Source organism: Bosea sp. Tri-49 (genome assembly GCF_003952665.1).
GTDB lineage: Bacteria > Pseudomonadota > Alphaproteobacteria > Rhizobiales > Beijerinckiaceae > Allobosea.
The window spans coordinates 1,121,343-1,147,008 of the sequence record NZ_CP017946.1 but is presented as its reverse complement, the minus strand read 5'-3'; the positions used below and the strand labels follow the sequence as shown (position 1 = coordinate 1,147,008).

The following is a 25,666-nucleotide window of genomic DNA, read 5'->3' as shown; positions in this document are numbered from 1 at the left end:
GAGACGGGCAGACGATGAATCTCGCGACGTGGCTCAGGATCGCAGCCATCTTTGTCGGCGCACTCGCGCTGACGCTGCTGATCTGGTTCGGCGGCCCCTTCGTCGCTTTCGGCGAAGTGCGTCCGTTCGAATCGTTCTGGGTCAGGCTGCCGATCGCGCTGATCCTGATGCTCGGCGCGCTCGGCTGGATCGCCTGGATCGTGATCAGCCGGCGCAGGGCTGTCGCCGCGCTCTCCGACGCGATGGCCAAGGAGGAGTCGCAAACCGGCGACGGTGCCGCACTCTCCGCCGGCATGCGCGATGCGCTGGCGACGCTCAGGCGCACCCGCGGCAAGGATGGCGGCGACTATCTCTACGACCTGCCCTGGTACGTGATCATCGGTCCGCCCGGCGCAGGCAAGACCACGGCGCTGGTCAACTCCGGCCTGAAGTTCCCCCTCGCCCGCGGCGGCCAGGCGCCGGCAGCGGTCGCGGGCAATGGCGGCACCCGCTATTGCGACTGGTGGTTCGCCGAGGAAGCGGTGCTGATCGACACCGCCGGCCGCTACACCACCCAGGACACCGACAGCAAGGCCGAGCGGACGAGCTGGCTCTCCTTCCTCGATCTGCTCAAGTCCAATCGCCCGCGCCAGCCGATCAACGGCGTCATGGTCGCGATCAGCGTCGAGGACCTGCTGACCTCCTCGCAGGAGGAGATCACCGCCCATGCCGAGGCGATCCGCGCCCGCCTGCTCGAGCTGAACGAGCGGCTCAAGATCGACTTCCCGGTCTATGCCGTCTTCACCAAGACCGACCTGATCGCCGGCTTCAACGAGTTCTTCGCCGCGCTCTCCGAACCGCAGCGGCGCATGGTCTGGGGCCACACCTTCCAGACCGTCGACAAGACCCGCAACATGATCGGCGACGTGCCGCCCGAATTCGACGCGCTGATCGAGCGCCTGAACGAGCGCCTCTCCGACCGCCTGCAGGACGAGCACAACCCGACCTCGCGTGCCAAGCTCTTCGGCCTGCCGAGCCAGATGGCGGCGTTGAAGCCGATCGTGAACGACTTCCTCGGCCGGGTCTTCGAGCCGACGCGCTACCAGTCGAGCGCGACGCTGCGCGGTTTCTACTTCACCTCAGGCACCCAGGAAGGCACGCCGATCGACCAGCTGATCGGCGCGCTCTCGCGTAATTTCGGCAGCGAACACGCCGATTCCGGCAGCTATTCCGGCCGCGGCAAGAGCTTCTTCCTCACCGACCTGATCCAGAAGGTGATCATCGGCGAATCCGGCTGGGTCTCGACCGACCTGCGCGCCGCGCGCCGCTCGACCCTGATGCGCATCGCCGGCTTCAGCGCGGTCGCGCTGGTCTCGCTGGCGCTCGGCGGCATGTGGTGGACGAGCTATGCCCGCAACAGCGACCTGATCAACCAGAGCAATTACGGCCTCGCCGACTATCGCTCCAGCGCCGCTCCGGTACTGCAGGAGACCACCCTCTCCGAGCGCAATTTCAGCCGGGTCCTGCCGCTGCTGCACAAGCTGCGCCACATGCCCGCTGGCTATGCCGACAAGGACGAGCCGACACCGGTTGCCGCCACCTTCGGCCTGAGCCAGCGCGAGCGCCTGCAATCGGCGGCGCAGGAGAGCTACCATCAGGCGCTGGAACGGCTGCTGCGCTCGCGCATCATCTTCCGGCTCGAGGAGCAGCTCGAAGCCAACGTCAACAACCCCGGCTTCATCTACGAGGCCCTCAAGGTCTATCTGATGGTCGGCGGCCGCGCTCCGCTTGACCGCGACCTCGTGCTCGCCTGGATGCGGCTTGACTGGACCGAGAACCTTTTCCCCGGCGCCGCCAACGCCAAGGGGCGCGAGGCGCTGGAGGAGCATCTGATCGCGCTGCTCGATCTCGACGACGGCAGCGAGCCGGTGGTCAAGCTCAACCAGCCGCTGATCGAAAGCAGCCAGCGCACGTTGCGGCGGCTCAGCATCGCCGAGCGCGCCTACGAACTGCTGCGCACGCAAGGCCGCAACGCCAGCCGCGACTGGGTCGCGGCGATCCGCGGCGGCTCGGATGCGCGGCTGGTCTTCGAGGGCGTCTCCGGCGAGGATCTGGACTCGATCCGGGTGCCGTATTTCTACACCTATGACGGCTTCCAGAGCGCCTTCGTCGACAGGCTCGGCGATATCGGCGAGCGGATCGAGAAGGAGCGCTGGGTCCTCGGTGACAACGCCGACCAGGCGGCGATCACCTCGCAATATGCCAGCCTGTTCCAGGATCTGCTGAAGCTCTATGCGCGCGACTTCACCGCCTCCTGGCAGCGGACGCTGCGCCGGCTGAAGCTGCGGCCTCTCAACGCAGACAAGCCGAAATACATCGCGCTCTCGGCGATTGCGGCACCGACCTCGCCCTTCAAGCAACTGCTCGAATCGATCCGCGACGAGACGCAATTGACCAAGGAGCGCGCGGCGCCGAAACGCCCGGCCGGCGCGCAAGCCGCCGAGAAGATGGCCGGCCAAGTCGCGGACCATGCCGCCAAAACCCTGGAGCAGCGCGCCAACTATTCGCTGAGCCGCCTCGGCACCAGCCTGCCGCTCAGCGCACCTGGCGTCGACCGCGTCCTCGGAAGCGGTGGTGGCGGCGAGGCGCTCGGCGCCAATATCGAATCGCAGTTCAAGGCCTTCCACGTCTTGGTCGAAGGCGATGGCGGCAAGCGGCCGGTCGATCAGGCGTTGCAAATCTTCGCCGAGATCAACCAGAACCTCGCAATGGCTGCGACCACGCCGGCGCAGTCTGCCGCCGCCAATGCGGCGTTGGTGCCGCTGATCGCCTCGCTACGCGGCAATTCCTCGCGCTATCCGGCGCCGTTCGACGCGATGATCGTCGCCGCCGTCAACGATTTCGAAGGCGACGCGACCGGCGCGACCGTCTCGCTGCTGCGCCAGGCGCTCGCCAGCGATGTCGCGCGCCAGTGCGCCGAGATCCTGACCAACCGCTATCCCTTCGTGAAGGGCTCGACGCGCGACGTCCCGCTCACAGCCTTCGCCAGCATGTTCGCTCCCGGCGGCACCATGGACAAGTTCATGAAGGAGCGGCTCGACCCCTATATCGACAAGTCCGGCCAGAACTGGAGCTGGCGTCAGGACAGCCGGGTCGCCCGCGCCCTCTCGCCGACGACTTTGCGCGAATTCCAGCGCGCCAGCGACATCCGCGAGGCCTTCTTCCCGACCGGCGGCAACCTGCCCAACTTCCAGATGGTGGTCGTGCCGACGACCATCTCCTCCGATGCGCAGAGCGCCAAGCTCGAGATCAACGGCTTCACCGTCGCCAGCCAGCAGGGCGTCAACACGCCGACGCCGGTGATGTGGCCGGGCGCGGGGCTGAAGAAGACCTCGATCATCCTGGCGATCGGTGGTGCCGCTGCCAACAACAATGCCGGCGGCATCTTCGGCGGCGGGTTCTTCTCCAACAGCCCGACCCCAGCTGCGCCGAGCGAGGTCAAAATGTTCGAGCGCGACGGCGACTGGTCGTTCTTCCGCCTGCTCGATGCCGGCTCGGTGCTGCGCCAGGGCGACAACGTCGTCTTCACGCTCGCCGCCAGTGGCCGCCAGGTTGGCTACCAGTTCGGCGTCGGCTCGCTGAAGAATCCGCTGGTGCTGCCGGCACTGCGCGAAATCCGTTGTCCGGCGGGGATATAAGATGGCGTGCGGGTTGTTCGGGAAGCTTCCCGGCAAGCGAGACTTCATCGCGCTGGGCGCCCCTACCGCCTTTCTCTCGGCCTATGAGCCCTGGCTCCAGGGCGGGCTCACCGCCAGCAGGGTCGAGCTCGGCACAGGCTGGCAGAATGCCTTCCTGAACGCTCCGATCTGGCGCTTCTGGTTCGGCAGCGCCTTCTGCGGCACCACGGTAGCCGGCGCCTTCATGCCGTCGGTCGACGGCATCGGCCGCTATTTCCCGCTGACGGTCTTCGCTCTCGCCGGCCCTGGCGCTGCGATCCCGCCACCGGAGCTCGACCCGCAGGACGCCTGGTTCGCGCAGGCTGAGGATTTCCTGCTGCACGCGCTCGAACCCGAAGCCAGTTATGAGACGGTTTCACAGGCGCTCGGCGGGCTCGCAATGCCGAGTGACGACCTCATGGCCGCCCCGCCCGCCGACATGGTCAGGCTCTCCGACGGGACGATCGTCAGCGCGCTCGATTCCGCCACCTTCCCGGCCCGGCTCACGGCGTTACGGGTCGAGGACCATACCCGCTCCTTTGCCCATGCCAGCTATCTCTGGACGGTCGGCGGTGACGATTTCGAGCCGCTCGCTCTGGTCGGCCAGGGCTTGCCGAGCCCCTATCTCTTCACCGGCCTTCTGACCGGACGCTTCGACGCCTTCCTCGGTGCAGGATCGACGGCATGAACGAGCACAGCCCCGGCACCGCCTTCGAGACGGGCGCAGTCAGCCATGCCGGGCGCGTGCGCAGCCACAACGAAGACAACCTCGTCGTCCGGCCCGAACACGGCCTGTGGGCCGTCGCGGACGGCATGGGTGGCCATCAGAACGGCGCCATGGCGAGCGCGACTGTGGCCGCGAGCCTGTCCGCCATCGGCCCGGCCGGCTCTGCGGCCGAACTGCTCGACCGGCTCGAGCGTGGCGTGATCGAGGCCAATGCGGAACTGCGTCGCAAGATCCGCGAGCATGACGGCGCCACCATGGGGGCGACGCTTGCCGTGCTGCTCGCCCATGGCCACCATTTCGCCTGCGTCTGGTGCGGCGACAGCCGCATCTATCTCGTCCGTGGCGGGCGCATCACCCAGGTCTCGCGCGATCACACCGAGGCGCAGGACATGATCGAGCGCGGCCTGCTAACCGTCGAAGAGGCGCGGACCTGGCCGCGGCGGCATGTCATCACCCGCGCCATCGGCGTCCACGACCGGCCCGAACTCGAGATCGACCATGGCGAGCTCGAAGGCGGCGACGTCTTCGTGCTCTGCTCGGACGGGCTCACCGACCATGTCCGCGACGAGGAGATTCTGCGAGCGGCTGGCTCGGGCGGCGCGCAAGCCGCCAGCGACGCGCTGCTGGCCCTGACCCTGGAGCGCGGTGCCACCGACAATGTCACCGTGATCGTGGTGCGCTATCATCACGACGGCGGAACCGAGAAGACGCGCTGGGTGCCGAACATGCGCCAGCGCCGGAGCGATGCGCCATGAGCGACCCCGACCGCACCGTCTTCCTGCCGCGTACCGGTCTCGCGCCGGGCGTGCGGCTGAACGGCATCTACGAGATCGAGCGCCTGATCGCGACCGGCGGCATGGGCGAGGTCTACCAGGGCCGCGCCATCCAGACCGGCGACGCCGTCGCGATCAAGATCGTCCGCTCGGACATGGCACAGGACGCCAATGTCATCGCCCTGTTCCGCAACGAGGCGTCGGCGCTGCACAACCTCTACAATGAGGCGATCGTCCGCTATTACGTCTTCACCGTCGACCCGGCGACGCAGGCGACCTATCTCGCCATGGAGTTCGTCGATGGCCAGCCGCTGTCGGACCGCCTGAAACAAGGGCCATTGCCCTTCGAGGAGGTCGACTTGCTGCGCCGGCGCATCGCGTCCGGTCTGCACGCCGCCCATATGCTCGGCATCACCCATCGCGACGTTTCGCCCGACAACATCATCCTGCCTGGCGGCCAGGTCACCCGCGCCAAGATCATCGATTTCGGCATCGCCAAGTCGAAGCTGGCTGAGAAGACGGTGATCGGCTCGGGCTTTGCGGGCAAATACAACTATGTCTCGCCCGAGCAGCTCGGCCTTTACGGCGCCGAGGTCACCGGCAAGTCCGATATCTACAGCCTCGGCCTCGTGCTCGCCGAGGCACTCGGCGGCCGCCCGCTCGACATGGGCGGAACGCAGATGCAGATCCTCGAGAAGCGCCGCCGCGTTCCCGATCTCTCGGCCATCGACAAGCGCATCCGCCCGCTGCTGGCGCGCATGCTCGCGCCCGACCCCAAGGATCGCCAGACCGACATGGCCGAGGTCGCCGCCTGGCAGGCCAAGGGTAGCGCGGGGCCCAGCGGCAAGCGTGCCTTTCCCTGGCCGCTTGTCGCCGGGGTCGCGGCGCTCGCGCTCCTTGCGGGTGGCGGCTTCGTCGCCTGGCAAATGCTGGGCGGCGCCAGCCCGACACAGCAGGTGATGAACACCTCGCCGCCTCCGCTGAGCGACAATCGTCAGCCGCCTGCACTGGGGCCGGCACCGGGCACGCCTGCCCCCGAACTCACCCCCGTGAGCCCGGCTCCGCCGGCACCGTCGCCGCAGCCCGCGAGCCAGAACGAACCACCGACCTTGCAGCCGCCGGCCTCTCCCGGACCGACTGCGCCGCCCCAGCCGCCCGCAGCCGCCCCGCCGGAGTTGAACCCGACGCCGACGTCACCGCCACCGAGCCCGGCATCGACAACCGGCCCGAAGCCGACACCGACTGTCCCACCGCCGACACCATCCGGTCCTGAACCCGAGCCGCGCACGGCCGCCGAGCGGACCGCGCGCTATGTTGCGGATTATGACGGTGGCGCCTGCTTCTTCCTCTGGCCGACGGCGATCGCTGACAAGCGCACCACGATCGAAGGCTTCGGCAGCTCGGCCGAGCCCTTCGTCAGCTTCGACGGAGCTTTCAAGAAGGCGCAGGGCTACGAGGCACAGATCAGCCTGCGTACGATCACCACAGCCCAATGCCCAATGGTCGATTTCCTGCGCCAGCTCGGTCGCGGCATCGATCGCAGCCCGGTGATGCAGATCGGCGCCTTCACCATCAAGAGCGGCGACGCGCTGTCGGGCACGGTCGAGAGCGACCCGAACCGAAATCTCGACATCCTGCTCATCGGCGATGACGGGCTGGTCTACAACCTCGCGAACTACACGCGCCGCGAGGGCGGCAAGGCGAGCTTCAGCCTCAAGCTGGAATCGACCGCGGCATCCGGCGCGCCGGTGCGGCCGCAGACCGTGCTGGCGCTCGTCAGCCAGGCGCCGCTGCCGACGCTATCGGGGCCCAATCCGGCTCCAGCCGGCGACATCTTCCCCGGCCTGCACCAAGATATCGCCCGTACCGGCGGCAAGGTCGGCCTCGGCATCAAGTATTTTAGGATCGAGTGAAAGCCGGATCTCGTCATTCTCGGGCGAAGCGAAGCGCAGACCCGAGAATCTCGTGACGAGAAGGTACCAAGGGGAGCCTCCTCCGGCCTGAGATGCCCGGGTCAAGCCCGAGCATGACGCGATAGCGCCCTCACTCCTCCCGGAACAGCTCGCCCCATTCCGCCTGCCAGAGGCCTGCATTATCCTCGACCACGATCGGCGCCTTGATCTCATTGGCAAGACGCACGGCGGAGCGGAAGCCTTCGATCGGATCGAGCTCGTCACTGACGAAATCATTGGCGAGATGACCAGCGGCCAGCTCCGCCGGGCAGGCAATGCGAATGAAGCTCTTGCCGTCGCGCTGGCCGAGGCTCAGCGTGATGGCATCGGGCTGCGGCTCGTCGACCTGCTCGAACCGGTTCTTCGCCATCGTCGTCTCCTCGCCTCTGCGACTGGTTGATGATGGGCCATCGCCACCTTCGCGGCAAATTCGTTGTGCCCGCAATCGCTTTGGCCTGACCTGGCCGGTATTCGCCTCCGGCCTCTATTTCTGTTGCGGCCGTGCCGGCGCGGGGGCGGGCCCACGCACGACCTTGTAGCGGTCGAGCCTGACCTTGATCATCTCATCGAACTTCTTGTGCACCTCGGACACCGAGAGCGTCTTGGTCTCGCCGCCGGACTGGGCATAGAAGATCGGGCGATTGGCCTCGGCCGGGCGGGGCAGCAGCGCCGCTGCGCTGGCGCCGGGCGTCTCCTCCATCGTTTCGATGAAGGTCTGCGCCGCATCAGGCCCCAGGAAATGGATCAGATAGATTTCGCCGCCTGTGAGATGGCGCCCCATCGCCTTCTCCAGCCTGAGCGTGTCGCGCTTCAGCATTTCGCCCGCCAGCAAGGCCGAGAGATAGGGCTCGCGCCGAAGATCGAGGATGCGTTGCCGCTCGTTCGCATCGGCGATGACGAACTGCCGGCCGTTGCGGGTGACCAGCGCCGCCTCGGCATTGAGACCGTGCTTGCGGCCGAATTCGAAGATCACGCCGAGCCAGGTCTGCTCGATGAACTGGTAGAGCCCGGTCGCCGAGGAGGTCTTCGCCTGTACTGCGGTCGAGAAGGAGGATTCCTTGTCGGCGACAGCCATCAGCAGGGTCGGGTCGGCGCCGACGACGCGCCCTGCCCTGACGATCATCTCGACCAAGTGCCGGCGGATCTTGATCGGCCCGAAGGTGAGGACCTGATTGGGGTCGCCGTTGTAATTGATCGGCGCCTGCGGCAGTTGCGAGCGCGCCGCGGCCGCAGGGGCGCCTGGCTTGCCCGGCAGGCTCGGCGGAACGAGGATGATGTTCGACGGCGGCATGACCGGTATCGGCATTGCCGGCTGATTTGACATGCCCGGCAGCGCAGCCTGTTCGGTGACCGCCGCAAGCGATGGGTCGGCATTCAGGGCGAACTGCGTCGCCTGTCGTGCGGCTTCGAGATCGCCTTCGACCGAGGACAGGATCAGCGAAGGCCGGGTCGGCGCCTTCAGCGATGGGGCCTCGACGCTTTCCATCGGCTCGAACCCGCCACTCAGCTCGGTCGACCCCGGCCTCAGGGTCGCGACCGCGACACCTCCCGCGATGGCCAGAACCAGTGCACCTCCGCCGATATAGGAGGCGAGCCTGAGCCGGGAACTGCCATCCGTTGCAGCGAACGGCACGCCGGCAGCAAGATTCGTGGCGTTGGCGCTGCCGATGACGGTCCTTTGCGCTGCCACAAGCCAGTCCGGCCCCTTGCCGTCCTTGCCGGCCGCCTCCTGCAATTCGGCGATCATCCGGCGCGCCTGCTGGGACGGGATATGTCCCTCGCGTTCCAGCGTCGTGGCAGCGCCGCGCGGGCCCTGCTCGGTCAACGCCTTGAGCGCGAAGAACCAGAGCTGCAGCGAAGCGCGCCGGCTCTCCAACGGTGTCCCCTTGCAGGGCGAGACCAGGAAACCGCAATGCGGGCAGGCATAGGCGCGCAACTTCACCCGCGGCGCGAAGGCCGACGTCTTCCCGCAGGCAGAGCAGGTCAGCGTGATGCCGCCCTGTCGCGCCTGCATGATGGTTTCGAGGCAGGCATCCTCCTGGAATGCGGCCTGAAACTGCTTGAAGCGCTGACTCATCCCTCGCTACCGCTGCTGCCGCGCTCCGCAATAGGCGGACGGCCTCTTCGCGACAAGCTCAGCCTGCCAGCAACGCCAGCCGCGCGACATCCTTCAAATGCAGGTCGACCTCCTCTGCCGTGGCCTTTTTCGGCAACGCCGAGGCATCGCGACCAGAGGCATGCGCTTCCGTCAGGAAGGCATTGATCTCGTCGAGCAGCATCGCCGGCGTCCGCGTTCCGTCCAGCAGGCTGACGAACTTGCGCACCACGATTCCGTCGAGCGCGACCGCGCGATGGCGCAGGTCGGTGACTTCATGGCTGCTCAACGCCTGGCGTCGCGCCAACTGGCTCGCGACCGGCCGCTCGCTGATCAGCGTCGTCAATCGGTGGGGCTCCAGATTTATCTCGAGCAGGCCGGCCCGATAGATCGCGGTCAGCGCCTCATTGAGACGGCCCTTCTCGCGGGCGAGATCGGGGCCCAGGCTATCTTTCGACTCCTCCAAGGCCAGCGCGGCGAGCTCGTCATGGCCAATGCTGCCCGGCCAGGCCTTGCCCAGTGCCCGCAGGGCGGCGATGGCTGCCGGCAGATCCAAAGCGAGGCGCACCCCTTCCGAGAACAGGAAACTCACGGCCTCCGGCCGCTTCTCGTCCTTCTCTTCGACCTCGCTGACGCTCGCCGCCAGATGGTAGGGCTCAAGGCTGAACTGCGAGAAGCCGCGATGGAGCACGACGTCGGCGCGGCAGAGCAAGGTCTGGCGGAAGCAGCGGCCGATCAGCAGGTCGAGCGATTGCTCCTGCCGGAGCGGCTCCGTGATCGGAATCTCGTTCAGCACCTGCTGCGCCGCCCCACGGGCGCCGCCGAAATTGTTCGGGAAAGACGCCTCGGCCAGGAATTGCAGCCCATGAGACTCCGCCGCAGCCAGCACCTCGTGCAGGGCGAAGGCGCGCGCGCCGGGATTGAGATCGTCGTGATAGAGGACGTTGTCCGGAATATCCTCGATCTGCTTCATCCGCTCGCGCAGGGCCGCCCCGTAGAAAGTCTCGGCGTCGGTCGCCTCGGCGAAACGCTTGATCGCGGCGCGCGCCGCGCGGACCTTCTCGATCGGATCGTCGATGTCGCGGGTCTCGAACAGCATGACGTCACGCGCGAGATCGCGCAGGCGGCACCCTGGCAGGGCGTTGTAGCTGACATAGGCGATGCCCTGCGGCGTCAGCAATTCGCCGAAAAGCGCCAGGATCCGCTCGCGCACCGGCTGCGGCACCCAGGAGTAGACCCCATGCACGAGGATATAGTCGAAGCGGCCGAGTGCGGCCGAAGCGGCCATGATGTCGAGATGGTGGAAGCTGACATTGGTGGCGCCGAGCTCGGCGGCATCCGCCCTGGCGTGCGCGATCGCCCGCCCGCTCAGATCGATGCCGACCAGTTCCGCTCCCGGACATTGCAGCGCCATCGGGATCAGGTTGCCGCCGCGGCCGCAGCCGAGCTCGAGCACGCGCATCGCCGTCGTCGGCGCAGGTGTCATGCCGTGCACATGCGCGATCGTCGCCAGATGCGCCGGATGCGTCTGCGCGAAGGCATGCCCTGGATAGGCGACAGCGTCGTAAGGGTTCGTCGCCATGTCGTTCATCGGGAAAATCCGCCTATCGCATGCGTTGGACTGCAACTTCGGTCATTCTTGAGACGGCCTTAGCCAGCACACGATTATCAGCTCGCGCTCGCCAGCCCCTGCCTCGCCGCTGTTGGTGCAAAGCGGCGATATCGCCCTCAGCGGCAGTTGCTTGCGCTGCCGCCGATCTGGGCCCGCAGGGCGTCGGCGCAATCGTCTGCGGCGGCGGGCTTGCCCGGCCGGCGGCCGCGAGCATTGCGCGGCTCAGGCTCCGGCTCGACGCCGCCGGTCAGGATTCCGGTCGACTTGCGATCGACCACCACGCGCTGCTGTGGCTTGAGCTCACGCGGCTCCTGACGTTGCGGGCGCGCGCTGGTGCTGGGCAGCAGCGGCTTCTGCGGCGCCGGCAGCTCGGTCGCGCCGCTGGCATCATTGCGCGTTGCCACTGCCTTCTCGCGGTCCTGGCGCTCCTGCAGCAGCTTCGCTTTCTCGGCCTCGAGCGCCGCCAGTTCCTGCTCGCGCTTGGCGAGTTCCTTGGCGAGGCGCTCGCGCTCAGTTGCGTCGGAAGACTTCGCCGCCGGGGCCTCGCCCGGCTTCGGCACGGAACGCTCGCCATCGCCCTTGCCGGCATCGCGCCCCGCAAGATCGACCGCAGCCTGCTGCCGGTCCTTCTCAGCCTTCTGGACGCGATCGAGCAGCTCCTTCTCGCGCGCCGCGAACTCCTGCTCCCGCTTCTCGCGATCGGGCGAGGCACTGCGCCGCTCGATCAGATCGAGCCGCGTCTTGGCGTCGACCGCGAAGAAGCTCGTCGGGAAGCGCTGGATGAAGGCCTTGATCTCGGCGGCGTTGTCGCTGCTGCGCAGCTGCTTCCAGATGTCGGCGTCGGTCTCTTCGCGATTGAGGTAGAAATCGCCGAGCAGGGAGAGCGAAAGCTCCGGCGTCTGCTTGCCGCCGGTGGAGTCGTAGACCGCCTTCTGGACGCGGCGGAACATGGTCGCGATCTCGAGGCCGGGCTGCTTGATCTCCTGCACCAGCGCCGCGGTGAACGGGCTGTTGCGGCCGGCACCGTCGGCGGCGACATCATTCGCCTGGGTCGCATAAGCGGTCACCATGCCTTGTGCCTTGACGATCGGCGCCAGGCCGGTGCCGACCGAGAAGCTGCGCGTCACCTGCTTCTTCGAGAGCTGGGCAACGAAGGGATTGTTGCGGCAGGCATCGAGCACCATGATCTTGACGCCCTTGGCGAAGCCGAGCGCGGTGGTCACCTCGCTCAGCTTGACCGTCTCGTACTGGACCGAGACCTCGTCATCGATCTTGGCCTCGACCGGCACGAGGAAGTTCTCGCCGTTGAACTGGAAGCCGTGGCCGGCATAGTAGAACATCACCGCGTCGGCATCCTGAGCGAGGCGCGCGAAGCGGGACACGGCGGCATCCATGCCGCGCTTGTCGAGATCGATGCCGTCGACCACCTCGAAACCGACCTTGCGCAGCGCTTCGGCGGTGTCACGCGCATCATTCGGGGTATTAGGGAGGGCGGGCGCGTTCTTGTAGGCGGAGTTGCCGATCACCAGTGCGACGCGGCGCTCCTGGGTCTGGGCAAGCGCCGGCAGCGCGACAAAATGCGCAAGAAGAGCGATCAGTGCGCAAAATCTGACGGCTGCGGTCATGGCACCATTCCCTGCGTCACCCTAAGGAAAGTGACCCCGAAAATCCAGTTTTATCCACCGATAGCGACAGGCGGACAGCTCGCCTCCTTCGGTCCGCCACCAACCTTGCGGTCACGGAGCGCCTCCGGAGGGCGTCGACCGGATCTTGTGACGGTTACAGCCGTTCTCGCCATGATCCCTGGCAACAGCCTCTCGCAATGGCGAATTCGGCGGCTCGCTCCAGAGTGCGTCGATTGGATCGTTCAGTCGACCGTGGCGAACCGCACCCAGTGTTCGCCGCGCGTCAATTTCGCGGCATAATCTTGTTCGCATGGCGGCGCAGCCACCGCTAATCTGATGCTGCTAAGGGTTCGAATCGGCTGCGGCTCCGGTCTCAAGCGGGGTCGCCGAGGAGGCGCCATGCGGACACGCCTGCGGCTACTCATCTGCGTCTTCTTGGCGCTTGCTGCCATCACGAGCGCCCTCGCTCTCGCGATATCGCCCGCGGCGGCGCAACAGCGGCGCTTCGCCTTCGTCATGGGCAACGGCGCCTACCAGAACATCGCCAAGCTGCCCAACGCCCTGAACGACGCCAATGCGACGCGCGCCATGCTCCAAGAGGCCGGCTTCGACGTCACCGCCGCGACCGACCTATCGCTCGCCGGCCTGCGTAGCGCCCTCAACGTCTTCGTCGACAAGGTCAAGCAGGGCGGCGCCGGTTCGACCGCGCTCGTCTACTATGCCGGCCACGCCGTCCAGCTCGATGGCGCCAACTACATCCTGCCGACGGATGTGCGGCCGGAAACCTCGGCGAATATCCCGAACCAGTCGCTCTCGCTGACGGAGATCCTGCGCAAGCTCGATGCAGCCGGCGCCAGGTCGAAGATCGCCATCCTCGACGCCTGCCGCAACAATCCCTTCGCCGTACGCGAGCTCTCCCGCGGCCTGGCGCTGCAGATGGTCGACGGTGCGAATGAAGGTATCAGCAGCGAAGCCGGGCTGGCTCGCATCGACTCCAACAGCGGCACCTTCGTCGCCTTCGCGACCTCGCCTGGCTCGACCGCAGCCGACGGCACCGGCCCCAACAGCCCCTTCACCACCGCTTTCCTGCGCGAGGCCCGCGAGCCCGGCCTGCCGATCGAGCAGGTCTTCCGGCGCATCCGCCTCGCCGTCTACGATACCACCAACGGTATCCAGATTCCCTGGGATACTTCCTCGCTGATCACCGATGTCAGCTTCTTCCCGCGTCCAGCGGGCGCGCCTCAGGCGCAGCCCGCAATCGCCGGTGCTGTCCCGCTCGCAGTTCGCCCGACTCTGGCGGCGCTACGCGCCATGTCGCCGGCCGACGCCTCTCGCACCGCCATCGCCTGGGACCGGCGCGACATCTATCGCACCGCGCTCGACATCAACCCCGATGACCAGAACGTACTGAGACTGCACCGCATCCTGTCGCAGCGGACCGAGGAGACCGCCTGGGCTGAGACCGTGCTCGCCGGCGACGCCGAGTCCCTGAAGCTTTTCGCCCGTCTCTATCCCGGCTCGCAGCATGAGAATGAAGCGCTGCGTCTGGCCGCCACGGCACCCAGTCGCAACCGGGTCCAGGTCGCCCAGACCTGCCCGGTCTGCCCCACCCTGCAGCAGCCGCGAGTCCGCCGCGCCGACTACACGCCACGCTCGCCCGGCCGCCCCGGCGCGCCGCGGCAACCACAGGCCGCGCTGCCTCCCCCGCCCCCGATCTATGCGCCAGCCTTGCCGGTTATCCTACCCGGTCGGCCACGCTGGACCGGCTTCTATGTCGGCGGCTCGCTCGGTAGCGGGCAGCAGAACGGCCGCACGACTGTCGGCGGCCCCTTCGGCAGCCCGACGGTGTCTCCGACGACCACGACGACCAACGCCTCAACCACCACGACGACCAATGTCGCGAACACCACGACCACGTCGACGAGCACTTTCACGACCACAGTCGATTCCGTCCCGGTCACGACGACCGTGACCGGGACGACCAACACGACCACCACGACCACCAGCACGTCGACCAACTCGTCGAGCGTCACCATCCCCGGTACGCCGACGCTCGCCCCCTGGGCGATCAATCCGTCGGCGGTTCCGCGCAGCCTGACGCCGGATGGAGAAGGCGCCGTCGGCGGCGCCCAGTTCGGCTTCAACTACCAGATTGGCGCGGTCGTGATCGGCGCCGAAACCGATCTCTCCGCCGCACGCCTCGGCGGCAGCAAGAGCGTATCCGCCAATCCCGGCACGCAGTTCACCACCCGCTCCAGCAACGAGCTCTCGATGCTGGGCACGGTGCGGGTGAGAGTCGGCGTCGTACTCGGCGATTTCCTGATCTACGGCACGGGCGGCTACGCCTATGGCCTCGTCGAGCAGAAGGGCTCGGTCATGCCCGACAACCTGCAGACCACCTCGGCCGCCAGTGGCTCGCGCTCGGGCATCTTCCACGGCTGGGCGCTGGGTGGCGGCGTCGAATATGCGATCGGGCCCGGAATGTCGGTCCGGCTCGACTACACGCATTACGAGCTCGGCCAGAAACGGATGATGCTGCAGGACTTCACCGGGCTGGCGCCCGGCCAGTACGCAACCATGCGGACCCGCACCGCAGGCGACATCGTCAAGGCCGGCTTCAATTTCGGCTTCTGACGGACGTCATCACGAAAAAGGCCGCTGCATCGCAGCGGCCTTTCCTGTTTGCGAGGATGGTGAAGCTTCCGCGCTCACCACATGTCGAGCGCGACCCTGGCCTCGTCCGACATGCGCGACTGGTCCCAGGGCGGATCGAAGGTCATGTTGACGGTCACGCCCGAGACGCCCGGCACGGCGCCAACCGCGTTCTCGACCCAGCCCGGCATCTCGCCGGCAACCGGGCAGCCCGGCGCGGTCAGCGTCATGTCGATCGCAACCTGCCGGTCGTCGGCAATGTCGACGCGATAGATCAGGCCGAGCTCGTAGATGTCGGACGGAATCTCCGGATCATAGACGGTCTTCAGCGCCGCGACGATGTCGTCGGTCAACCGGTCGATCTCTTCCGGCGGCAGGCCCGAGCTCGCGCCCATGGTCGGCGCGTTCGGCTTGAAGTCTTCAACAACGGTCTCGGTCATCGCTAAACTTCCGGTCGGCACGAGGCGGAGGGTCATGAGAACAGCTCTTCCGCCTTGCGCAGGGCTTCCACCAATATATCGACTTCCTCCAGCGTGTTGTAGAGGCCGAAGGACGCACGGCAGGTCGAGGTCACGCCATAGCGGGCGAGCAGCGGCATGGCGCAATGCGTGCCGGCCCGGACCGCGACACCGGCGCGGTCGATCACGGTCGCGACGTCATGCGCATGGGCGCCGGCAAGCTCGAAGGCGATGATCGCACCCTTCTCCTTGGCCTTGCCGAAGATGCGGATGGAGTTCATCTCGCCGAGGCGCTGCATGGCGTAGGCGTTGAGTCTGGCTTCGTGCGCCGCGATGTTCTCGCGTCCGAGCGCCATCATGTAGTCGAGCGCGGCGCCCAACCCCACAGCCTCGACGATCGCCGGCGTGCCGGCCTCGAAACGATGTGGCGGGTCGTTATAGACGATCGCATCCTCGCTGACGGTCGCAATCATCTCGCCGCCGCCCTCGTAGGGCGGCAGCTTCTCGAGCCATTCGCGCTTGCCCCAGAGGATGCCGGAGCCGGTCGGCCCATAGGTCTTGTGCCCGGTGAACGCGTAGAAATCGCAGCCGAGCGCCTGAACGTCGACCGGCAGGTGCACCGCGCCCTGCGAGCCGTCGACGACCAGCGGGATGCGATAGGCCTGGCAGATCTTCGCGACCTCTGCGATCGGGACGATGGTGCCGATTGCGTTCGACATATGCGTCAGCGCCACCACCTTGGTGCGCGGCGTGATCAGCTTCTCGAATTCCTCGATGAGGAAATTGCCATCCTCGTCGACCGGCGCCCATTTGATCACGGCGCCATGGCGCTCGCGCCAATAGTGCCAGGGCACGATGTTGGAGTGGTGCTCCAGGATCGAGAGGATGATCTCGTCGCCGTCCTGGATCTTGAGATATTGTCCGAGCGAGGACGCGACCGTGTTCAGCGCACCGGTCGAGGAGCGGGTGAACAGCACCTCCTCGATATGGGCGGCGTTGAGGAAGCGCCGTGCGCTCTCGCGGGCCGCCTCGTAAGCCTCGGTCGAGGCGTTGGCGAGGTAGTGCAGGCCGCGATGGACGTTAGCGTAATCCTCGCGCATCAGCCGCGTCATCGCCTCGATCACCGCTTCGGGCTTCTGGGCCGAGGCGGCGTTGTCGAGATAGACCAGCGGTTTGCCGTAGACCTCGCGCGAGAGGATCGCGAAGTCCTTGCGGATCGTCTCGACGTCGTAGGGCTTCGCGATCGCGTTCATCTCAGGCCTTTCCGGAAGGCTGGGCGGGCCGGTCAGCGACGAGCGTGCCGGCATGCCCCCAATCCTCGCGCTCGATCTCCTGGATCACGATATGGGTGCTCTGCGGGTTCTTGCCGAGCACACGGACAAGCGTCTGGGTGAACTCCTTGACGATCTCGGCCTTCTGCTCGCGCGTCGCGCCCTTGGTGATCTGCAGGTTGACGTAAGGCATCAGGCAGCTCCGGGCTTGGGGGCACCATCGCGCTGGCCGAGCCAGCAGTCGATCTCGCGGCCGACGATCTCGCGAACGCCCTCGTCGCCGACCATGTCCGAGACCTCGCCGACGAAAGCGGCGAGCACCAGCGCCTCGGCCTGCGGCCGCGGCAGGCCGCGCGCCATCAGGTAGAAGAGCTGATCGCTGTCCATCTGCGCCACGGTCGCGCCGTGGCCGCAGACCACGTCGTCGGCGAAGATTTCGAGCTCCGGCTTGTTGAACATGGTCGCGCCATCGTTCAACAGCAGCGCATGGCTCTTCATGCTGCCGTCGACCTTCTGCGAATGCTGGCGGACGATGACCTTGCCCTGGAAGACGCCGGTGCCCTCGCCTTCGATGATGGTCTTGAACAGCTCGCGGCTCTCGCCATGAGCCGCCGCGTGGTCCATCACCAACGTGACATCGGAGTGCTCCTGCTTGCGCAAGAGGTTGATGCCGCGCAGTGCCGCGCGGGTGTGCTCGCCGCTATAGCGCAGGAAGCTCTGCTGGCGCAGCACGCCGCAATTCACGGCAACCGCAATCGAGTCGAACGAGACATGCGCGCCGAGCTCGGCAAGCAGCGACTGCACCTGCACGGTCTCGGCGCGCTGGCGGGTGACCATGCGGACATGCTCGACCTCGGCGCCGTCGCCTATGACGAAGGCGGTGGCGTGATTGATCTGCACCGGCGCCGGGCCGACGCTCTCCTGCAATTCGACGATCGTGACCTTGGAGCCGGCGCCGACCTTGATCAGCGAGCGCGAGACGATCGCCGCCTCGCTTTCGCCGGAGCCGAGCGCGAGCAGCACGAGTGGCTGGTCGAGCTCCGTGCCATCAGCGATTTCGATCACCACGCCGTCCTGGGCGAAGGCGGAGTTGAGCATCAGGGCGCTGTCGTCGCGCGCCACCTCCGGCACGGCGAAGGCGGCCCCGATCTCATCCGGCGCCTCGGTCAGCGCCTCGGCGAGACTGCGTGCCGTGATGCCGGCAGGCAGGCCCTGTAGATCGGAATCAGCCGCGCTGAAGATGCCGTCGATGGTGACGAAGCGCCGGCCGGCGATGGTCTGCAGCGCCAGCCGGTCGGTGATCGCCTGCGGGCGTGCCGGACGACGCGCCAGCGGCATCGCCTCGCGCACCAGGTTGCGCAGGTCGGTATAGCGCCAGGATTCGAGCCGACGATGCGGCAGGCCCTTGGTTTCGAAGCCGGCGAAGGCATCCTCGCGCAGCTTGCGCATCGCGCCGGCGCCCGGCAGCTCAGCCTTGACGCTGGCGAACTGCTCGGCGAGCTGCTGCTCGGCCGCGGTCTTGAGCGGGGTGATGAGCGCCATTACGCGGCCTCGCCATAGGAGGCATAGCCGCTCTTCTCGAGCTCGAGCGCCAACTCCTTGCCACCGGTTCGCACGATCCTGCCCTTCGACATCACGTGCACCGTGTCGGGCACGATATGGTCGAGCAGGCGCTGATAATGGGTGATCACCAGGAAGCCGCGGTTCTGGGCCCGCAGCGCGTTCACGCCCTCGGCGACGATGCGCAGTGCGTCGATGTCGAGGCCGGAATCGGTCTCGTCGAGGATGCACATCGACGGCGACAGCAGCGCCATCTGCAGGATTTCCATGCGCTTCTTCTCACCGCCGGAGAAACCGACATTGAGCGGCCGGCGCAGCATCTCGCGGTCGATGCCGAGCTTGTCGGCAGCGCCGTTGACCCGCTTGATGAAGTCTGGCGTGAGCAATTCGGCCTCGCCGCGCGCCTTGCGCTGCGCGTTCATCGCCGCCTTGAGGAAGGTCATGGTGGCGACGCCGGGGATCTCCAACGGATACTGGAAGGCGAGGAAGATGCCGGCGGCGGCGCGGGCATCGGCCTCCATCTCCAGCAGGTTCTCGCCGTTGAGCAGGATCTCGCCGTCGAGGACCTCATAGTCCTCCTTGCCGGCAATGACATACGACAGCGTCGACTTGCCGGAGCCGTTCGGCCCCATGATCGCGGCGACCTCGCCGGCGTTCACGGTGAGGTTGAGGCCGTTGAGGATCTGCTTGTCCTCGTCGGCGATCTTGACGGTCAGGTTGCGAATTTCGAGCATTGGTTAGAGTTCCATTCTGCTGGAGACGGTCGGGTCAGGCCCGACCATGACGCGCTTCATCCTGGCGTCATGCCCGGGCTTGATCCGGGCATCTCGGAAACGATCGGGTGTCAGCCCACGGAGCCTTCAAGGGAAATCGTGATCAGCTTCTGCGCCTCGACGGCGAACTCCATCGGGAGCTGCTGCAGCACCTCCTTGACGAAGCCGTTGACGATCAGCGCCACCGCCTCCTCCTCGGAGAGGCCGCGCTGCTGGCAGTAGAACATCTGGTCCTCGCCGATCTTCGACGTGGTCGCCTCGTGCTCGAACACCGCCGTCGCGGTCTTGGCCTCGATATAGGGGATGGTGTGGGCGCCGCACTGGTCGCCGATCAGCAGCGAGTCGCAATTGGTGAAATTGCGCGCGTTCGTCGCCTTGCGATGGGCCGAGACCATGCCGCGATAGGTCGAGTCGGACTTTCCGGCCGCGATGCCCTTGGCGATGATCTTCGAGGTCGTGTTCTTGCCGAGATGCAGCATCTTGGTGCCGCTATCGACCTGCTGCGCCCCGTTCGAGACCGCAATCGAGTAGAACTCGCCGCGCGAGCCGTCGCCGCGCAGGATGCAGGACGGGTACTTCCAGGTAATCGCCGAGCCGGTCTCGACCTGCGTCCACGAGATCTTCGAGTTCCTGCCGCGGCAATCGCCGCGCTTGGTCACGAAGTTGTAGATGCCGCCCTTGCCCTCGGCATCGCCTGGATACCAGTTCTGCACGGTGGAGTACTTGATCTCGGCATCGTCGAGCGCGATCAGCTCGACCACTGCCGCATGCAGCTGGTTCTCGTCGCGCTTGGGCGCGGTGCAGCCTTCGAGATAGCTGACATAGGAGCCCTCGTCGGCGATGATCAGCGTGCGCTCGAACTGGCCGGTGTTCTGTTCGTTGATACGGAAATAGGTCGACAGCTCCATCGGGCAGCGCACGCCCTTGGGGATGTAGACGAAGGAGCCATCAGTGAAGACGGCGCAATTCAGTGTGGCGAAGTAGTTGTCGGTCACCGGCACGACGGTGGCGAGGTACTTCTTCACCAGCTCGGGGTGCTCCTGGATCGCATCCGAGATCGAGCAGAAGATCACGCCGGCCTGGGCCAGCTCCTTCTTGAAGGTGGTGACGACCGAGACCGAGTCGAACACCGCATCAACCGCGACGCGGTTCTCCGGCGCGACGCCGGCCAGGATCTCCTGCTCGCGCAAGGGGATGCCAAGCTTCTTGTAGGTCTCCAGGATCGCCGGATCGACCTCGTCGAGCGACTTCGGCGAAGCGCCCTTTTTCGGCGCGGCGTAGTAGTAGATGTCCTGGTAGTTGATCGGCGGGTAGTTGACGCGCGACCAGGTCGGCTCGGTCATGGTCTTCCAGCGCCGGAAGGCGTCGAGGCGCCATTCCAGCATCCATTCCGGCTCGTTCTTGCGAGCCGAGATGTAGCGGACCGTGTCCTCGGTCAGGCCCTTGGCCGGCTTGTCGACCTCGAGTTCGGTGACGAAACCGTATTTGTACTCGGTCACGTCAATCGACTTGACCTGATCGATGGTCTCCTGGACCGCTGCCATCTCTACACTCCTGTCGCGGGTTCAAGGCCCGCCGGTTCGATCTTGCTCTTGCGGTGGAACGCTCAGGCCGCCGCCTGCGTCCGCCGGTTGGGGTTCGCGGCCAAGGCCTTCGCATAGGCCGCGATAAACTGGTCAATGTCCGTCTCGCAGGTGGTCCATCCGAGCGAGGCGCGCAAGGCCCCTTCGCTCATGACAGGGTCGACGCCCATGGCCGACAGGACGTGCGAGCGCCTGACCTTGCCGGACGAGCAGGCCGAGCCGGAAGACAGCGCGACGCCGGCGAGATCGAGCATGATCAGCGCCGTCTCGGCCTTGAGGCCCGGCGTCGCGAAAGCGGAGGTATTGGGCAGGCGCGAAGCCTTGCCGCCGAAGATCGCCGTATCCGGGGCCAGGGCCACCAGCCGGGCCTCCAGCTGATCGCGCAGCCCGGCCAGCCGGGTCGCCTCGGTAGCGAGCGCCCTGCCCGCCTCTTCCGCTGCAACGCCGAAGCCGACGATACCAGGCAGGTTCTCGGTGCCGGCACGCCAGCCGCGCTCCTGGCCGCCGCCGCGCAAGGGCTTGTCGGTGAGTTCGAGCGCCCCGGTCCGGAAGACGATCGCACCGACGCCCTTGGGACCACCGATCTTGTGAGCGGACAGCGTCAGAGCATCGACGCCCAAGGCGTTGATATCGATCGCGATCTTGCCCGCTGCCTGGACGGCATCGGAATGCACCAGCGCACCATGGCGCTTGGCGATGGCGACAATCTCGGCGATCGGCTGGAGCACGCCGGTCTCGTTGTTGGCGAGATGAACCGAGACCAGCGCGCGCTCATCGGGCCGCTCTGCGGCAAACCGCGAAAGTCGCTCGCCGAGCCAGCCGAGGTCGACGAGCCCCTCGCCATCGACCGGGATCGCCTCAGCCTTATCCGCGCGGAAGCGATGACCGTCGCGCACACACGGATGCTCGCTGGCGCTGTGCAGCAGCAGCGTTACCGGCGCCCGCACGCAATCGCGCGCGCCACTGCAATCGCTGAGGCCCGGCGACAGGATCGTCGCATTGGCTTCGGTGCCACCGCTCGTGAAGACGACATTGCTCGCCTTGGCGCCGACGAGCGCCGCGACCTGCTCGCGGGCCTGCTCGATCGCGCCACGGGCCGCCCGCCCCTCGCCATGAACGGAAGACGGGTTGCCCGGCATCTGCAAAGCCCGCAGCATCGCCTCCGCCACGGCCGGACGAACCGGCGTCGTGGCGTTGTGGTCGAGATAGCTGCGGGTCGTCGCAAACACCTGCGCTTTTGCTCCGCTCCGGAGGGCTTGCCCGAAGACGCGGTACGAAATGCTTGAAATCGCACCCCTGCACCGTGCTATAGCCGCCCGTCCGAGCCGCGATGGACTGGCGCCGCAAGCGATATTCGCCCGCGCGTTCCAGCTCTGTTCACGGCTGTTAGAACCATTCTAAGCGCTTCATGTAGGGCGCGAGCGGCGGGGTCGTCAAGGGTGAGCAGGCTTTTCAGCGGCAGCAAAGCCGCTTTTCAGCCGGCCGCCCGCGTGCCTCGCCCGACAAAAGGCGAGATGTGATGCCAGAGGTGATTTTCAACGGACCGGCCGGCCGGATCGAGGGCCGGTACCAGCCCGCCAAGAAGCGCGGCGCGCCGCTGGCGATCATCCTGCACCCGCACCCGCAATTCGGCGGGACGATGAACAACCAGATCGTCTACAACCTGTTCTACACCTATGTTAACCGCGGCTTCTCGGCGCTGCGCTTCAATTTCCGCGGTGTCGGCCGCAGCCAGGGCCAGTTCGACCACGGCGCCGGTGAGCTCTCCGATGCCGCCGCCGCGCTCGACTGGATGCAGGCGCTCAACCCCGAGGCCAAGAGCTGCTGGATCTCCGGCGTCTCCTTCGGCGCCTGGATCGGCATGCAGCTCCTGATGCGCCGCCCGGAGATCGAAGGCTTCCTCTCGATCGCAGCGATGGCCAACCGCTACGACTTCTCTTTCCTTGCCCCCTGCCCGTCCTCCGGCCTGTTCGTGCATGGCTCCGAGGACCGTGTCGCGCCGGTCAAGGAGGTGATGGCGGTAATCGAGAAGGTGAAGACCCAGAAGGGCATCCAGATCGAACACGCCGTGGTCGAGGGGGCCAACCACTTCTTCGACGGCCGCGTCGACCAGCTGATGGAGCAGGTCAGCGTCTATCTCGACCGCAAGGTCGGCCCCGAGATCATCAAGAGCGAGCAGGAAAAGGCCTGACCCACTCGGCTCACGCCGATGAGTGGATCAAGCCCAAGCTCGAGGCCATGAAGGGCAGCGTCATCTCCGCTGCCCGCGCCTCCGCCAATATCCAGTCCCGGAACAGCCTGATCTTGCGATCGCGCTGGCGTTCGACCGGATAGACGACCCAGTAGGCCCATTGGTCGCGTACGGCGTGCTCCACTGCGAAGACAAGCCGCCCGGCCGCGATATCGTAGGCGAAGAGTTCGGGCACGGCCATCGCGACGCCATGCCCGCGCATCGCGGCCTGGACATTCATCGCCTGCATTTCCAGCGACATCGCCCGGGCGCCATGCTGGGGCTGGTCGAGGCCGAGATCGGCGAACCAGACCTTCCAGGGCGTCTCGTCGGGACTGAGCAACGGGGCGCGCAACAGATCGGCCGCCTCGCGCAGTTGCAGCCGTTCGCGCAGTTCGGGCGAACAGAGCGGCGCATAATGGCAGGCGAACAGCTTCTCCGCCGCGACGCCTGGCCATGAGCCTGGCCCGTAGCGCACGGCAAGATCGACAGCCTCGGTGGCGAAGTCGACGAGATGCTGCGAAGTCCGGACGCGCACGGCAAATTGCGGGTTCTCGATCTGGAATTGGGCCAGTCGCGGCGAGAGCCAGGTGATCGCCATCGTCTGTAGCGAGGAGATCGTCAGAACCGTCTGGTTTGCCTCGCAGATGTCGCGGAACACCGTCCCGATATCGGTCAGCGCCTTGCCCACAGGCCCGGCGAGCCGTTGGCCGATCGCCGTCAGCACGACCTGGCGCGGTTGGCGCACGAACAGCGCAGCTCCGACACGATCCTCCAGCAGCCGGATCTGATAGCTCACGGCAGCCTGCGTCATGCCGAGTTCCTCGGCAGCGCGGGTGAAATTCTGGTGGCGCGCGGCAGCCTCGAAGACTCGGACCGCGGCGAGAGGCGGAAGCTTCGGAGGCGGCGGAGGCGCGGGCATGCCGAAGCATAAGCTGTCTTTATGGCAGATGACAATCTTCCGCTTTGTCGCCCTGCCCCGTCTGGCCCAGATTCACCTCACATCAGCGGCACTGCCGCCTGCTCCTGTGAGGATCCGATCATGACTTGCCTTTCGCAAACAGCGCCGCTCCCACGCGGTGGCGCTTCCCTCCTGCACGGCCTGCTGGCGCTCTGGCAGCGCCATGCGACCGCCGCTCGCACGCGATACCCTCTCGCGACGCTGGACGATCGAGCGCTCCGTGACCTGGGGCTGACACGGGACATCCTAGAACCGCCGCACCGCAGCGACCCCGCCAGGCTATGGCTCGATCGCATTCCCGGATGAAGCCCGGGGCGCTTTCGCCGCAAAAGCGGTTTCCACTTTGGCGGAACATGCTCTAGACGACGGCGGAACGACAAAGATCAGATCGCAAGCCGCCATGACCGCCTTCAAATCCGACTTCCTGCGTGCGCTCGACGAGCGTGGCCTTATCCATCAGGTCTCGAACCCGGAGGAGCTCGATGCCCTCTGCCGGCAGGGGCCTCAGACCGCTTATGTCGGCTATGACGCGACTGCGACCAGCCTGCATATCGGCAACCTGATCTCGGTCACCATGCTCTACTGGTTCCAGGAGACCGGGCATCGGCCGATCACGCTGATGGGCGGCGGCACCTCGATGGTTGGCGACCCGTCCTTCCGCGACGACCAGCGCAAGCTTCTGTCGATCGAGGAGATCAATACCAATATCGAGAGCATCAAGAAGGTCTACTCGCGCATCCTGCGCTATGGCGACGGCCCGACCGACGCGCTGATGGTGAACAACGCCGACTGGCTGCTCAAGCTCAACTATGTCGAGTTCCTGCGCGAGGTCGGCCGGCATTTCTCGGTCAACCGCATGCTGTCCTTCGACTCGGTGAAACTGCGGCTCGATCGCGAGCAGTCGCTGTCGTTCCTCGAGTTCAACTACATGATCATGCAGGGCTACGACTTCGTCGAGCTCAACCGCCGCTATGGTTGCCGCCTGCAGATGGGCGGCTCCGATCAGTGGGGCAACATCATCAACGGCGTCGACCTCGCGCACCGCATGGACGGCAAGCAGCTCTTCGCGCTGACCACGCCGCTGCTGACGACCTCATCGGGCGCCAAGATGGGCAAGACCGCCAGCGGCGCCGTCTGGCTCAATGGCGATCTCTTCAGCCCCTATGAATTCTGGCAGTATTTCCGCAACACCGAGGATGCCGACGTTGGCCGCTTCCTCAAGGTGTTCACCCGCTTGCCACTCGCCGAGATCGCCAAGCTCGCGGCGCTCGGCGGCTCGGAGGTCAACGAGGCCAAGAAGGTGCTGGCCACCGAGGCGACGGCGCTGCTGCATGGTCGCGAGGCAGCTGAAGCCGCGGCCGAGACCGCCCGCAAGACCTTCGAGGAAGGCGGAGCCGCCCACGACCTGCCGAGCGTCGAGGTATCCGTAGCCGAGCTCAAGGCCGGGGTAGGCGTGCTCAACGCCTTCGTCAGCGCCGGCCTCGTGCCCTCGACCGGCGAGGCCCGCCGCCAGATCAAGGCGGGCGGCCTACGCGTCAACGATGCCCAGGTATCCGACGACCGCGCGACACTCACGCCCGCCGACCTGGTCGACGGTGCGGTCAAGCTCTCCTTCGGCAAGAAGAAGCACGTCCTGCTGCGGCCGGTCTGACGGCCGCCATCGCCAAGCAAGAGATGGTTTGAGCGCTCAGCTTGCACA

The 25,666-nt window shown here is 66.5% G+C and carries 20 protein-coding genes; 8 read left to right on the top strand and 12 right to left on the bottom strand.

Going from position 1 to position 25,666, the window contains the following annotated elements; translation table 11 throughout:
* Positions 1-14 precede the first annotated feature (14 nt).
* From tssM to BLM15_RS32180, 4 genes are read left to right on the top strand one after another with little or no spacing between them, the layout of a single operon-like run.
* Positions 15-3,677 carry a type VI secretion system membrane subunit TssM gene (tssM, locus tag BLM15_RS05635; protein WP_126111164.1) on the top strand — a complete coding sequence of 1,221 codons (3,663 nt, stop codon included), beginning with the start codon at positions 15-17 and terminating at the stop codon, positions 3,675-3,677.
* A gap of 13 nt (positions 3,678-3,690) precedes the next feature.
* Positions 3,691-4,383, top strand: a complete 693-nt coding sequence (gene tagF / locus BLM15_RS05630) for a type VI secretion system-associated protein TagF (protein ID WP_236846578.1) — start codon at positions 3,691-3,693, stop codon at positions 4,381-4,383.
* Entirely contained in the window at positions 4,380-5,177 is a 798-nt protein-coding gene (locus BLM15_RS05625) for a PP2C family protein-serine/threonine phosphatase (protein WP_126111160.1), read from the top strand. Before tagF ends, BLM15_RS05625 begins: the two co-directional genes overlap by 4 nt.
* Positions 5,174-7,108 (top strand): serine/threonine-protein kinase, encoded by a 1,935-nt coding sequence (locus BLM15_RS32180; RefSeq protein WP_126111158.1) that lies wholly within the window; start codon positions 5,174-5,176, stop codon positions 7,106-7,108. The genes BLM15_RS05625 and BLM15_RS32180 overlap by 4 nt, the downstream gene beginning before the upstream one ends.
* 130 nt (positions 7,109-7,238) lie before the next feature.
* Here BLM15_RS32180 and BLM15_RS05615 read toward each other — a convergent pair whose 3' ends face one another.
* From BLM15_RS05615 to BLM15_RS05600, 4 genes are all read right to left on the bottom strand, one after another.
* Entirely contained in the window at positions 7,239-7,517 is a 279-nt protein-coding gene (locus BLM15_RS05615; RefSeq protein ID WP_126111156.1) for a hypothetical protein, read from the bottom strand.
* Positions 7,518-7,631: 114 nt separating this feature from the next.
* Positions 7,632-9,224 (bottom strand): transglycosylase SLT domain-containing protein, encoded by a 1,593-nt coding sequence (locus BLM15_RS32300; protein ID WP_442859427.1) that lies wholly within the window; start codon positions 9,222-9,224, stop codon positions 7,632-7,634.
* Between the two features lie 58 nt (positions 9,225-9,282).
* Complete coding sequence (locus tag BLM15_RS05605; RefSeq protein ID WP_126111154.1) at positions 9,283-10,833, bottom strand: methyltransferase domain-containing protein; 1,551 nt, start codon at positions 10,831-10,833, stop codon at positions 9,283-9,285.
* Positions 10,834-10,970: 137 nt separating this feature from the next.
* Complete coding sequence (locus BLM15_RS05600; protein WP_126111152.1) at positions 10,971-12,479, bottom strand: caspase family protein; 1,509 nt, start codon at positions 12,477-12,479, stop codon at positions 10,971-10,973.
* A 399-nt stretch (positions 12,480-12,878) separates the two neighbouring features.
* Here BLM15_RS05600 and BLM15_RS05595 point away from each other — a divergent pair, with 399 nt between their 5' ends.
* Positions 12,879-15,113: a caspase family protein gene (locus BLM15_RS05595; protein ID WP_164547402.1), complete on the top strand. Its 2,235-nt coding sequence runs from the start codon at positions 12,879-12,881 to the stop codon at positions 15,111-15,113.
* 74 nt (positions 15,114-15,187) lie between these two features.
* Here the strand turns inward: BLM15_RS05595 and BLM15_RS05590 are convergent, their stop codons facing one another.
* The 7 genes from BLM15_RS05590 to BLM15_RS05560 form a co-directional block, all read right to left on the bottom strand.
* The gene (locus tag BLM15_RS05590) at positions 15,188-15,526 is read right to left on the bottom strand and encodes an SUF system Fe-S cluster assembly protein (RefSeq protein WP_236846693.1); all 339 of its coding nucleotides are present in this window, start codon (positions 15,524-15,526) and stop codon (positions 15,188-15,190) included.
* A gap of 77 nt (positions 15,527-15,603) precedes the next feature.
* On the bottom strand, positions 15,604-16,842 hold the full coding sequence (locus BLM15_RS05585; protein WP_126111146.1) for a cysteine desulfurase: 1,239 nt from the start codon (positions 16,840-16,842) through the stop codon (positions 15,604-15,606).
* A 1-nt stretch (position 16,843) separates the two neighbouring features.
* Positions 16,844-17,053 (bottom strand): tautomerase family protein, encoded by a 210-nt coding sequence (locus tag BLM15_RS05580; protein ID WP_126111144.1) that lies wholly within the window; start codon positions 17,051-17,053, stop codon positions 16,844-16,846.
* On the bottom strand, positions 17,053-18,402 hold the full coding sequence (locus tag BLM15_RS05575; protein ID WP_126111142.1) for a SufB/SufD family protein: 1,350 nt from the start codon (positions 18,400-18,402) through the stop codon (positions 17,053-17,055). The genes BLM15_RS05580 and BLM15_RS05575 overlap by 1 nt, the downstream gene beginning before the upstream one ends.
* Entirely contained in the window at positions 18,402-19,154 is a 753-nt protein-coding gene (gene sufC / locus BLM15_RS05570) for a Fe-S cluster assembly ATPase SufC (RefSeq protein ID WP_126111140.1), read from the bottom strand. Before sufC ends, BLM15_RS05575 begins: the two co-directional genes overlap by 1 nt.
* Positions 19,155-19,264: 110 nt before the next feature.
* The gene (sufB, locus tag BLM15_RS05565) at positions 19,265-20,737 is read right to left on the bottom strand and encodes a Fe-S cluster assembly protein SufB (protein WP_126111138.1); all 1,473 of its coding nucleotides are present in this window, start codon (positions 20,735-20,737) and stop codon (positions 19,265-19,267) included.
* Between the two features lie 62 nt (positions 20,738-20,799).
* The gene (locus BLM15_RS05560) at positions 20,800-22,005 is read right to left on the bottom strand and encodes a cysteine desulfurase family protein (RefSeq protein ID WP_126111136.1); all 1,206 of its coding nucleotides are present in this window, start codon (positions 22,003-22,005) and stop codon (positions 20,800-20,802) included.
* Positions 22,006-22,295: 290 nt separating this feature from the next.
* Here BLM15_RS05560 and BLM15_RS05555 point away from each other — a divergent pair, with 290 nt between their 5' ends.
* Positions 22,296-22,967, top strand: coding sequence for an alpha/beta hydrolase (locus tag BLM15_RS05555; RefSeq protein WP_126111134.1), 672 nt, complete (start codon positions 22,296-22,298; stop codon positions 22,965-22,967).
* 10 nt (positions 22,968-22,977) lie between these two features.
* On the opposite strand, the gene gcvA is transcribed toward BLM15_RS05555, so the two are convergent.
* Complete coding sequence (gcvA, locus tag BLM15_RS05550; protein ID WP_126111132.1) at positions 22,978-23,928, bottom strand: transcriptional regulator GcvA; 951 nt, start codon at positions 23,926-23,928, stop codon at positions 22,978-22,980.
* Between the two features lie 21 nt (positions 23,929-23,949).
* Here gcvA and BLM15_RS32295 point away from each other — a divergent pair, with 21 nt between their 5' ends.
* Together BLM15_RS32295 and tyrS are read left to right on the top strand one after the other, a co-directional pair.
* Positions 23,950-24,273 (top strand): DUF1127 domain-containing protein, encoded by a 324-nt coding sequence (locus BLM15_RS32295; RefSeq protein WP_442859426.1) that lies wholly within the window; start codon positions 23,950-23,952, stop codon positions 24,271-24,273.
* A 94-nt stretch (positions 24,274-24,367) separates the two neighbouring features.
* Positions 24,368-25,618 carry a tyrosine--tRNA ligase gene (tyrS, locus tag BLM15_RS05540; RefSeq protein WP_126111128.1) on the top strand — a complete coding sequence of 417 codons (1,251 nt, stop codon included), beginning with the start codon at positions 24,368-24,370 and terminating at the stop codon, positions 25,616-25,618.
* The last annotated feature ends 48 nt before the right edge of the window (positions 25,619-25,666 follow it).